General features: G+C 60.9%; 9 protein-coding genes and 1 pseudogene. 9 read left to right on the top strand and 1 reads right to left on the bottom strand.

The window, feature by feature from the left end:
* Positions 1-243: 243 nt before the first annotated feature.
* Together L284_RS37310 and L284_RS37305 are read left to right on the top strand one after the other, a co-directional pair.
* A complete protein-coding gene (locus tag L284_RS37310) occupies positions 244-924 on the top strand; it encodes a hypothetical protein (RefSeq protein WP_021234463.1) in 681 nt (226 codons plus the stop codon).
* Between the two features lie 245 nt (positions 925-1,169).
* Complete coding sequence (locus L284_RS37305) at positions 1,170-1,475, top strand: hypothetical protein (protein WP_021234462.1); 306 nt, start codon at positions 1,170-1,172, stop codon at positions 1,473-1,475.
* A gap of 232 nt (positions 1,476-1,707) precedes the next feature.
* On the opposite strand, the gene L284_RS37300 is transcribed toward L284_RS37305, so the two are convergent.
* On the bottom strand, positions 1,708-1,932 hold the full coding sequence (locus L284_RS37300; RefSeq protein WP_021234461.1) for a hypothetical protein: 225 nt from the start codon (positions 1,930-1,932) through the stop codon (positions 1,708-1,710).
* A gap of 558 nt (positions 1,933-2,490) precedes the next feature.
* On the opposite strand from L284_RS37300, the gene L284_RS37295 reads away from it, so the two are divergent.
* The 7 genes and pseudogenes from L284_RS37295 to L284_RS37275 all read left to right on the top strand — a co-directional run bounded on the left by L284_RS37295 (position 2,491) and on the right by L284_RS37275 (position 11,983).
* A complete protein-coding gene (locus tag L284_RS37295; protein ID WP_021234460.1) occupies positions 2,491-2,775 on the top strand; it encodes a hypothetical protein in 285 nt (94 codons plus the stop codon).
* Entirely contained in the window at positions 2,765-5,203 is a 2,439-nt protein-coding gene (locus L284_RS37290; RefSeq protein WP_031342391.1) for a type IV secretion system DNA-binding domain-containing protein, read from the top strand. The genes L284_RS37295 and L284_RS37290 overlap by 11 nt, the downstream gene beginning before the upstream one ends.
* Before the next feature lie 2 nt (positions 5,204-5,205).
* Positions 5,206-8,646, top strand: coding sequence for a MobF family relaxase (gene mobF / locus L284_RS49100; RefSeq protein ID WP_021234458.1), 3,441 nt, complete (start codon positions 5,206-5,208; stop codon positions 8,644-8,646).
* A gap of 3 nt (positions 8,647-8,649) precedes the next feature.
* Positions 8,650-8,934: pseudogene (locus L284_RS47465) on the top strand (transposase domain-containing protein); the annotation flags it as partial.
* 548 nt (positions 8,935-9,482) lie between these two features.
* Positions 9,483-10,289 (top strand): HpcH/HpaI aldolase/citrate lyase family protein, encoded by an 807-nt coding sequence (locus L284_RS47460; protein ID WP_235054388.1) that lies wholly within the window; start codon positions 9,483-9,485, stop codon positions 10,287-10,289.
* A 15-nt stretch (positions 10,290-10,304) separates the two neighbouring features.
* Positions 10,305-11,051, top strand: coding sequence for an electron transfer flavoprotein subunit beta/FixA family protein (locus L284_RS37280; RefSeq protein WP_021234456.1), 747 nt, complete (start codon positions 10,305-10,307; stop codon positions 11,049-11,051).
* Positions 11,051-11,983 (top strand): electron transfer flavoprotein subunit alpha/FixB family protein, encoded by a 933-nt coding sequence (locus tag L284_RS37275; RefSeq protein ID WP_021234455.1) that lies wholly within the window; start codon positions 11,051-11,053, stop codon positions 11,981-11,983. Before L284_RS37280 ends, L284_RS37275 begins: the two co-directional genes overlap by 1 nt.
* Positions 11,984-12,014 lie beyond the last annotated feature (31 nt).

The following is a 12,014-nucleotide window of genomic DNA, read 5'->3' as shown; positions in this document are numbered from 1 at the left end:
GGGGAGCGCGCGCCGGGCATCGAACCCGGCGCGCGCTGCTGCCGCGAACATGGACACAGAACCGCGCCAGCCTGCCAGAGCCGCGGCTCTCAGATCAGGATCATCGGGACCACCCTGCCCTTCCCCTTCGGGTGTCATTTCGCCCTTTCACCCATTGCGCCTTTTTGCGGTCCCGATCCGTCACCGGATCGGCACTGGAGAGGAGAGGGAAAGACGAGGCGAGTTTAACGAAGGAGGTTCCCGATGAGCATCACGTTCCGCATCGAAGATGACGCCGAAACCGACAACCTGCGTCCCGTCATGATCGACACCCTGCAAATGGGCGCGCTGCGCGAAACCCTCGCCGAATACGGCGAGCGTTACGGCCTCGACCCCATCATCCACGACTACGGCTCGCTGGACGAACACGTCTTTGCGTGGGAGGCCCGCACCGCCATGGTGCCGATCGCCATGATCGCCCGTCACTTCACGTTCGACGTCGACGCGATCGCCCTGATCGAGACGGCCCAATTCCTTGGCCGTCGCATCCGCATTGCCCGCCGCGATGACGAACCCGACATCATGGTGACGCTTTCGAAAACCCCCGACGCGGCACCCGAGATGGAACTCTCCAAATCAAAGGCTTACAAAGTCCTCGCCGTGCTCGGGCTCGACCTCGACATCAGCGGAGCAATCAGCATCGAGCAGCTGCGCGACAGCCTGATGGACCCCATCATTTCAAGTCGCCTTGATGCCGAGCCGGGCGTTGCAAAATACTACCTACCGCGCTCAACCAGATGGCCGCCATTTCCTCGCCCAGCTGCGCCCTTCGCATGGTCTGGTCATAGCGCCCGGCAAAGCCCCTCGCCTAACCGCGCTGGCTCGCCTCGCTCGCCTTGGCCTGACGGCCAGGGCTACGCATCGCCGCCCGCGCCACGCCGATAGGTAAAACCACCACACAGTCTTCCCATTGTGACCTCCGGTGCGCGGCCGCGTCAAGGACGGCGGGGCCCCACCATTTTCTTCGGTGGATCGGCATTTCCGTCCCGATCACACCGTAGCGGCCACCAAACACAATCGTGACCCCCACCGTCGCTTCGCGGCGCGAAAGGCACGCCTTTCGCGTCCCTGACCCGACCGCGCCCCGAAGGTCCGACTGTAAATGTCGTTTTGACTAAGGAGTGAGCGTTATGAGCACGTCAATTACCCTCCCCGAAGACAAGATCGAGTTCATCGCAAAGTCGGATAAGGAGATCCGCATCGAGCGTCGCATCGCGTCACTCGAAGCCGAAATGAACAGCGCTTGCCGCATCCATGACCGCCGCGATGACTTCCTCGAAATGATCGACTGGAGCGCCATGACGATCGACGATCGCGAGACGGTCCGCAACCACGCCGACAAGCTCAACTGGAGCATGATCGAGATCGACCACGAAATCCTCCTCGCGTCCCAAGACCTCTACGCGGAGCATATGGAAAACCCGCTCAACTGGTGAGCCGCAAACGCCACGCACGGGAGGCGCAGCCCCACAGGGCCGCGCTTCCCTTTTTTTGTCTGATGCCGTCCCGACCGCTGCGCGACCCCACACGGCTCGCTCGCCTTGGCCTGACGGCCAGGGCTACGCCCAAACGTCCACTTGGGCCGGGGCCCGCCGCAAAAGGAATGGCCGCCCGAATGGGCAAGCCCATCCGTGCGGCCATCGGTCGTTTGTTCGGTGGCGAACCGGCTCAGGCTGAAGCCTGAAGCCGCTTCTCCACTTCATCCACGCCCAGCGTCTTCACCGCCTTCATGATCCGCTCCAGTCGATCATGCGGGAGCTTGAAAAGCCCCGCCTTCTCAACCGTCCCGATCGCCGCTTCCCGCACCTTCTGCTGATGCGCCTTGCGACGCTCCGCCAGCTTGCGTTCCTCGGCCTCGATCGCGGCCATTTCCGCGTCCAGTGACTTCGCCATTACTCGTACCTTTCGGTCAGGCTGATCGGCTCTGAACCCCGCCACCATAACCGCTCTCACGCCATGCGAAAACCCGCGACGAACTCCCCTACGACAGCACCTCGAAATCGCCCCTTCACCCACGAAGAAATCATGCGCCCTCTGGCCCATTCCACCCGCGCGAAGCGCTCTATTCCCTCCAGCGTTTCCGCCCCACGGCGGCCCGGAACCCCCCAGAAACCGGAATCATATCCGCACCAGACGAACGCAGGAACAGACCGAGGCTCCAACAACGATATGTCAGCTACATTAGCACACCGAACGCACGGTGCGTGCGAGATTATGGCGGTATTACAATGGGTTGTGGCAATATTTAGTGTAATCCCGATCACTCCCATATGTAACCCCATTCAACTTCATTGCTATTTAGCAAATATATCAGTGGGTTGAATGGGATTGCATGGGATTACATGGTCCTTTGGTCCCTAAATAAACTTGCTATCTGTAGGGACCGCGAGTAGTAAATGACTGCTTTCCGCAAAAGCTCACCATCCCCTCATTCGAGAGGGTGGTTTGAAAATGAGAAGTACCCAGCGATCCGTAAGGTTCGACAAACACGATCTTGATCGGCTCGACGCGATCGCTGCCGACCAAGACAGATCCTTTGCCGATCTCGTAAGGTTCATCGTCAAACGTCATCTGGACGGTGGCGTACTTGATAATGCCAGCCACCTTCGACTAGCGAGAGTGTGTGAGTACACACAGGCTGCCGTCGACACGATCCTGCGCGAAGAACACCCCGATCATCGTAAACTCGTCCTAGAGGAAACGACCCGTCGCATGGAGCGCTATCATGGCGCGTAAGGACGGCAAAAAAGACCGCGAAGACATTCGCGACGACGGTCGGCCCGTCCCTCTAAAACACCATTCCGCGCGCGGTGACACCCCCCGTAACAACGGCAATTTCGTTCGCGGGAGCCAGTTGCTCAACACCCAGGTCATCATGTGGCTGCAGGGCGCGAAAATGCCCTTCCTCATGTGGCTCGGAATGTTCGTGCTCTCCTACTTCACGATCCTCTCGTTCACGCTCGACGAGAACAACTTCCAGCTCATCTGCATGCGCGTGCTGTCGTGGCTTTGGGACTGGTGCGCCCTCGACCCAATGAAGCAGGCCAACCTGCAGCTTCCCGACCATACCGTGCGGCACACATTCATGGGATACGTCCCCTATGTGCCCGAAGTCGCTCTCGCCTGGCACAAGGCGATGCGTGGCATTATCGGCTCGGCTCTTATCGCCTCCTTCGCGACCATCCCGGCGTCCATCTGGTACGTTGATTTCTCCCGTCGGCGGGGCGGTTCGATCATGGAAGAACGCCACGAACGCGGTGCCATGCTGGTAGACCGGGATCTGCTCTACAAGGAGATCAGCCAGCACAACCAAACCAAGTTCGTCGAAGAAGCCAAAGACCTCTTCCCGGACCTGTCAGCAAAGGATGTCCTTGCCCTGCCCTTCGCGGCTCGCAAGGCAGCCGGAATACACCACCCCTATCACATAGCCGGCATCCCCTACCCGCACCGCCTCGAGCAATCCCACACCATGCTGCTGGGCACCACCGGCACCGGCAAGACCACTGTCCTTCGCAAGCACCTGGAACAGATGCGTGAGCGCGAAGACAATGCCGTCGTGTTCGATCTTACCGGCGCTTACGTCGAGGCGTTCTACGACCCTGAGAGAGACACAATCCTCAATCCCATGGACGTGCGCTGCCCGGCGTGGTCGATCTTCAACGATTGCGAAACCTACAGTGAGTTCACGGCCGCCGCCGCTGCGCTGATACCCTCCGATGGCGGCTCATCGGAACCGTTCTGGGCCCTCGCAGCGCGTACCCTCTTTATCGAAATGTGCATGAAGTTGATCGAGAGGGGAGAGACCTCCAACCAGGCCCTCGCGGACAACCTGATGACAGCCGACCTCAAGCAGGTCCACAGGCACCTGCAGAAGACGATTGCCGACCCTCTGACTGCACCGGAAGCGGCCCGCATGGCGGAATCGATCCGTGCGGTTTTCAACACCAATGCGCAGGCGCTTCGTTTCCTTCCCGACGAGGGTAAGCCCTACTCTATCAAGCAGTGGATCACCGGCGACAAAGCCCCCGGATCGATCCTCTTCATCACCTGCACCTACACCGACCTCGAGATGAACAAGGCGCTCCTGACCTTGTGGTCGAACCTGGCCATCCACTCGCTCATGACCATGAAAAAGACCCGCTCATTGCGGACATGGTTCATGTTCGACGAGCTGGGCGCTTTGCATCGTCTGCCGGCCATCGAAGATGGCCTCCAGACTGCGCGGAACTTTGGCGGTGCCATGATCCTTGGCCTCCACTCGTTTGACAAGCTGGTGCAGGTCTACGGCGAAGAAAACGCCCGCAATCTGTCCTCGCTCGCGCGTACCAAGCTGATGCTCGCCGCGGCCGATCTCGACACGGCCGAGCAGTGCGCCCGTTACATCGGCAATCGCGAAATTCGCCAGATGGATGAGGGCTATTCCTACGGCTACAATTCCACTCGCGACGCATCGACGCTGACGCCCCGCAAGCAGATCGAACCGCTCGTCATTCCCGACGACATTATGAACCTGCCCTCGATGCACGGCTTCGTGAAATTCCCTGACGGTTTCCCTGCGGCGCGCGTCCGTCTGCAGTGGCAGCAATACCCGCAGGTCGCAGAAGGTTTCATTCGGCGACCTCCGACCAGGCCGGACGATCCAGACGGCAAGGTTCGCGGAGGTGGGGGTAAGCCGAAGGGTGGTGATGACGGTGGGCGTGGTGAAAATATCGCGCTTAGCGACGAGGAAATGGCGGCCCGAGATGCGCCGATCGCGCTTGCCGCCAACATCCTTTCGCAACCTTCGGAACAGGATCGCGAAGCACAGGAGGGACGCGATCCCAATGCGCGTGAAGCCCTTGATCGCATGGACCCTGGTGCAAGCCATTCCGCAACCACCAGAGGCGATGCGGCCAAGGGGGATGCAGTCGACCATAACGGTCTCGACACACCAGAGCGCTCAGGCATTCGTACCAACAACGCGGTTTCCAGTCGCGATGACCAGGAGGTCGCCTCGCGATCATCACACAGAGACGTTGAGGTTTCTCGCGCTTCGAGCAACCCTTTGGATGATGATCTTGGCGTGCGCGAAGCGCGGGACGCAGGCGTTGGCACCGATGCCTCCCAGAGCCATCACCAGGATCACCCCGATCTTGGTGATTCCGGCATGGGGATGGGTGACTGACGATGCACTCCATCGCATCCGTCCATTCCGCTGGTGGGGCCGCGAAGTATTTCACCAATGATGATCTGGTCAGCGGGGAATACTACACCGCGGAACAGGCTGGCGAGGTGAGCCAATGGGGCGGCGGAGGGGTCAAGGATAGCCCCATCGCCGCTGGCACACCTGTCACCCGCGAAGCCTTTGAGAAAGTGCTGAACGGGGAAACCCCGAACGGGCAGCAGCTGCGCCAGTTTGAGGGGCGCCGCCCCGGCATCGACATGACCTTTTCTGCGCCCAAGTCGGTGTCGCTGATGGCCTATATAGCTGGCGACAAGCGCATCCTTGGACCTGAGGGGGCCCACCTCAAGGCAGTCCAGAAGACGATGGCCTGGGTCGAAAAGAACCTTGCGGAGACCCGTAAGGACATCGATGGGAAGAGGGTGCCTGTCCAGACCGGCAACCTCGTCTACGCGCTGTTCCAGCACGACACGAGCCGGGCGCGTGATCCGCAGGCCCATATCCATGCCGTGGTCGCCAACATGACCCGCATGGCGGACGGCACCTGGCAGGCTCTCCACAATGACAAGATCTGGCAGAACAATTCGGTGATCGGCACGATCTACCATGCCTTCCTGCGCAACGAAATGGAGCAGCTGGGCTACAAGGTTCAGCTCGAGGGAAAGCACGGTACTTTCGAGATCGTCGATGTGCCCAAGGCAGTGATCGAAGCCTTCAGCCAGCGCCGCGAGGAAATCGTGGCTCTCTCGAAAAGCCTCGGTATCAAGAGCACGCAAGGCATGCGTGAAGTCACTGCGCGATCGCGAGATCCCAAGGTCGCCGGTGAGAACAATCAAGACCTCGTGAAGGAATGGATCGAGAAGGCTGAAAGCCAGGGGTTCAACGGCAAGGAAATTCTGGAGGCCGCTGTACGCGCCTCACGCGAACAGCCGGAAAACCTGGCCGTGCGGGGCTACAAGGCGATGCTCGAGGTGGTGAACATCGCGCGCGAATTTGTATCGGGCCTTTTGCGATCCCCTGAACCACTGGTCGATGCTGGCATTGCGCGCCTGGCCGGGTCGCCCGGTGATGCGCGCGCGCAACTCGCCGTCGCCTCGGCGGTCCGCATCCTTAGCCAGCGTGAAGCCGCTTTTCAGGTCCATCAGGTATCCAAGACGGCTCTCGATCTTGGCCTCAAGGGCGTCACGATCGACAACGTCGAAGCGCGCATCGATCGGCTGATCAAGAATGGCCAACTCGTAGCCGGTGAGATCCGCCACAAGGGGCGCCTGGTAGATGCTGTCACCACGCCAGAGTCATTGAAGGTCGAGCAATCCATTCTCGATCACGTTGAAGCAGGGAATGGGAAAGGCACGTCGATCGTTGGCGCCGCCAGTGCGCCATTGCGGCTGCAGGAGGCCGCAGCGCCCCGTGAATTGAATCAGGGACAGCTCGCGGCCGCGACCATGATCGTTTCCAGCGAGGATCGCTACGTCGTCGTCCAGGGTGTCGCCGGCGCCGGTAAGTCTACCATGCTTCAGACTGTCGCCGCAGTCGCGCGCGATGAGGGCAAGCAAGTGCTCGGCCTCGCCTTCCAGAACAAGATGGTCGGCGACATGCGAGAAGGCATGGTGCCCAAGAACCTCTCGGCCGAGGACATGGAAAAGGCCGGAGTATCGGCGCAGACGATCGCCTCGTTCGTTTGGCAGAATGAGAAATACCTCAGCGACCCGACCAGTCCGGGCGCGCAGCAGCGGCGTGACGAACTGGCCGGTACGATCGTTGTCGTCGACGAAACCTCGATGGTCTCTAGCGATGATATGCTCAAGCTGATGCGCATCACCGAAGCGCTCGGCATCGAAAAGGTCGCATTCGTCGGCGACCGTCAACAGCTCTCCTCGATCGACGCCGGTAAGTCATTTGCCATGGTACAGGCCGCTGGCATCACCATGGCTCGCATGGATCAGAACGTGCGTATCAATCCAGACAACAAGCAACTCCTGACTGTTGCGGCGCTGGCGAACACTGGCCGCGCCGGCGCCGCGCTGAAGGTTCTGGGTGACAATGTCAGCGAACATGCCGAACCAGCTGCGCAGGCCGCGGAGACATGGCTGGCTCTCTCCGCAGAGGACCGGGCTGTAACCGCCGTCTTCGTTTCGGGGCGCGAGGCACGTTCCGAGATCAATACCAAAATTCAGCAAGGTTTGCGTCGGGAGGGCACTCTGAAGGGAGACAGCCTGGACCTGACTGTCCATGACCGGGTCAGCAAAGAGCGCGAGCAGCTGCGCTATGCCCATCACTATACCGTCGGCCAGACGCTAACGGTAACGGGGCAAATCCGAGAAGTCGGGCTAGGGCGCGGGCAGTATCAGGTCAGCCGCATCTTCGACAACGGCAAGGTCCAGTTGACGGGCCCCAACGGGCGCAACCTGCGCTTCGATCCCCAGAAGATCGATCCCAGCATCACCCGTAGCCGGCTCGAACTCTCCAACCTCGAAACGCTCAGAATCTATGAGGGCGACACGATCCGCTGGACCACCAACGACAAGGAACGCGGCCTGGACAATGCCGCACTGGCAACGATCGTCTCCATCGAGGGGGGAAACGTCACCGTCGAAACCGCGAATAACGAGCGCCTGACACTCGAGCGCGGTGATCCCATGCTCAGCAGGATCGGCCTCGCCTACGCCCTCAATATGCACATGGCTCAGGGCGTCACGGCCGATAAGGGGATCGGGGTGATGCTCTCCTATGAGCATAACCTCTCGAACCAGCGCCTTTTCAACGTCCTCGTAACTCGTGTGCGCGACGGCCTCACCATGATCGTCGATAATCGCGAGAAGCTGGAATGGCGCTTGAACTCCAATCCCGGTGACAAGACCTCCTCTCTCGAAAGCACCGGGCAGCTCGACATCGATGGTGTCGATGCCAAGCAGGAAGCGGCCGACGCTGCGCTTACCGCCGCATTTGATGCTCTCGAGGGTGAAAGAGGTGCCGGTGGCGCGCCGAACGACCCTGGCAGGGATGCCACCGCTGATTTGAGCGATCTGCCCCCAATGCCCGCGGCCGATGCACAGGACGGCCGCGCTGGAACTGGCGCCAGTGGCAACGAGAACGCGGCCGCTGGAGGCAGCGAAGTGGGGACGAGCCAGAACGGCATGTCCGGCCCCGATTCACTGGATCTGGACGACCTGCCCCCAATGGGGCCATGGGACACTGACTATTCCACCTTCGATGCCAGTGCTGATCAGATCTACGATCCCGGTGCCGACGAGCCTCCTGCCCCCGCGCAGGACCAAAAAGACGTCGATCCGTTCCGGCAAGCACTGCTGGATCACCTCGAGGGGGATGGCCTCGGCATCGGCGATACCGCCGTTGATGACCTAACCGGCATTCCGCCGATGCCTGGCCGCGATGACGATCAAATTCCAGGCCTGCCCGAAAAGAACCTGGGTCTCGATCTATGAGCCGAGACGAAGACGCGCTACGTCGAAGACGGCAGGATGCCGATACACAACAATCTTCTCGAACGTAACATCAGGGCTTTTGCAATAGGAAGAAAATCGTGGCTTCTCTGCGACACCGTGGACGGCGCAAGCGCGATTTCCGTCATCTACAGGCTGGTGCTGACTTGCCGCGCCTGCGGCGTCGAGCCTCTCGCATGGCTACGCCATGTCCTCACTGAACTGCCCCAGCGCCCTCACGACGCTGATATCGACGACTTGCTGCCATTCAACTTTGAAGGACAAGCCTGACCCGCCGACGTCGCTGCGGTGGCCTGTCTCGTCCAGCGTCAACTGTGATGGCCGCACTGCCCGCGGAAGCAGCGTGCTAAGAAATGCGCGCTTACGATGAAGTCGTGGCCGCCAGCCCTGCACCACTCGATGACCTCGGGGCAGCGATAGTGGCTGTCACGATGCAGCAGAATCTGCGTTTTTGGGCAAGCCTTGCGCAGCGCGCCCACCAAGGTGCCGCAGAAAAACCCTAATTTCTTTGCCTTTGGGCCGCTTGGCCGGGCGCAACACGTCGGTGATGAAGGGCCCTTCATCACCGACGAGGCTAGCAGGCAATGCCTAGCGCATGAAGTTAGGCGTCTCACTTTTCAAGCGAAAGCTCTCCGGCGAATTTCGAAGGGGTTTGGACTTCGCACACGCGAAATCGGGGGCGAGGAATTCAAGCCGACGCATGAAAGCGCTATTAGTCACGCTACGCCAATAGCTAGGCAACAATGCCCCATGCTTCATCCGACAGCTGAATCGCAAGTTCACAAATTCGACATGAGTGTCCAGACGGATTACGATTGATGAAGGCAATGGCTCCCAGCCCATTCTCCTTAGCATTATTCGTGCCCGGAGACCGTCCTGAATGGTTTGCTACGGCCGCAGCCAGCCAGCCCGACGCAATTATCCTAGATTTGGAAGACGCCGTGGCGCCGTCGGCAAAGGAGGCTGCGCGCAGCTCCTTACGATGTGATTTCACGCACTTGCCGGTGCTGCTGCGGATAAACCCTGTCGGAACGCCATGGCACGAACAGGATCTGGAGGTGGCGGCGCGATTGCCATTGGCCGCGATCGTTGTTCCCAAAGCTGAAGAAGTCGAGGATCTGGCCCGGGTTGCCTTACATCATCGAGTTGTGGCGCTCATTGAAACTGCCAGGGGAATGGCGCTTGCGCGTGACATCGCGTGCAGCGGTTCTGTCACACGCTTAGCTTTTGGATCGTTGGACTATATTGCCGATCTCGGATGTGACCACTCGCGAAACTCTCTGCAGACGGCCCGTGCGGAACTGGTGCTCGCATCTCGTCTCGGTGGGCTAGCAGCCCCGCTGGACGGCGTGACTACCAATGTCTCCGATGGTGCCGTCGTTCGGGACGACGCCCGATACGCCAAAGGTTTAGGCTTTGGAGGCAAGCTGCTCATCCATCCGCGGCAAGTCGACCCAACGCGTGAAGGCTTCAGGCCCACCGCCGCTGAAGCCGATTGGGCCAGGCAAGTTTTAGATAGCGGTGACGGAGCGGCCAAGGTGGACGGGGCTATGGTTGATGAGCCTGTACGTATTCGCGCTCGTGCAATCCTTGCAAATGAAGGCAGCCTAAAAAGACTAGATTGAAAGGTAGAACTCTCGATGAAAATTCTCGTGCCCGTGAAGCGGGTCATTGATTACAACGTCAAGCCGCGGGTGAAAGCCGACGGCACCGGCGTCGACCTCGCCAACGTCAAGATGAGCATGAACCCCTTCGACGAAATCGCCGTCGAGGAAGCCATCCGCCTCAAGGAAGCGAGCAAGGCCGAAGAGATCATCGCGATCTCGGTCGGGACGACGAAGGCGCAGGAAACTCTGCGCACTGCGCTCGCCATGGGCGCCGACCGCGCCATCCTCGTCGAGACGGACGCCGAAGTGGAGCCGCTCGCCGTCGCCAAGATCCTCAAGGCGATCGTGGGTGAAGAGAACCCCGGCCTCGTGATCCTCGGCAAGCAGGCGATCGACGACGATTCGAACCAGACCGGCCAGATGCTCGCCGCGCTCACCGGCCGTCCGCAGGGCACCTTCGCCAGCAAGGTCGACGTGGCCGGCGATTCGGTTGCCGTCACCCGTGAGGTCGACGGTGGTCTCGAGACGGTGAAGCTGGCGCTGCCCGCCATCGTGACCACCGACCTGCGCCTGAACGAGCCGCGCTACGCTTCGCTGCCCAACATCATGAAGGCGAAGAAGAAGCAGCTCGATGTGAAGTCGCCCGCCGACTACGGCGTCGATATCGCTCCGCGTCTCAAGACCCTCAAGGTCGCCGAGCCGCCCGTGCGTGTCGCAGGCGTCAAGGTCGCCGACGTCGACGCGCTCGTCGCCAAGCTCAAGGAACTGGGAGTAGCCTGATGTCCAAGACTCTCGTCTGGGTCGAACACGACAACGCCGCCGTCAAGGACGCGACGCTTTCCGCCGTCACCGCTGCTGCAAAGCTGGGTGAAGTCCACCTCCTCGTCGCTGGATCGGGCGCGCGCGCCGTGGCCGATGCCGCTGCGCAGATCGCTGGCGTGGGCAAAGTCCACTTCGCCGACGATGCCGCATTCGAGCACGCGCTGGCCGAAAACGTCGCGCCGCTGATCGTGGAACTGATGGGCCATCACGACGCTTTCGTCGCGCCTGCCACCACCACCGGCAAGAACGTCGCGCCGCGCGTTGCCGCTCTGCTGGACGTGGCCCAGATCTCGGACATCCTTTCGGTCGAAGGCGAGAAGACCTTCACCCGTCCGATCTACGCAGGCAACGCCATCGCCACCGTCGAATCGAGCGACGCCAAGCTGGTCGTCACCGTGCGCGGCACCGCCTTCGCCAAGGCTGAAGCCACCGGCGGTTCGGGCGTGGTCGAGGACGTCGCCAGCACCGGCGACGCGGGCCTCTCCAGCTTCGTGGGCGCGGAAATCGCCAAGTCGGAGCGTCCGGAGCTGACCAGCGCCAAGATCATCGTCTCGGGCGGTCGTGCGCTGAAGGATTCGGAAACCTTCGAAGCGACCATCCTCCCCCTCGCCGACAAACTGGGCGCCGCCGTCGGCGCTTCGCGCGCGGCTGTCGATGCGGGCTACGTCCCCAACGACTACCAGGTGGGTCAGACCGGCAAGATCGTGGCTCCCGACGTCTACATCGCCGTCGGCATCTCGGGCGCGATCCAGCACCTTGCAGGCATGAAGGACGCCAAGACCATCATCGCCATCAACAAGGACGAAGACGCCCCGATCTTCCAGGTCGCCGACATCGGCCTCGTCGCCGACCTGTTCACCGCCCTGCCGGAACTCACCGGAAAGCTCTGAGCGGGGATAACATCGCATACTCGACATCGTT

The sequence above is a fragment of the Novosphingobium lindaniclasticum LE124 genome, assembly GCF_000445125.1.
Lineage (GTDB): Bacteria > Pseudomonadota > Alphaproteobacteria > Sphingomonadales > Sphingomonadaceae > Novosphingobium > Novosphingobium lindaniclasticum.
The sequence above is the reverse complement of the archived record's forward strand: the minus strand, read 5'-3'. Positions and strand labels throughout refer to the sequence as shown.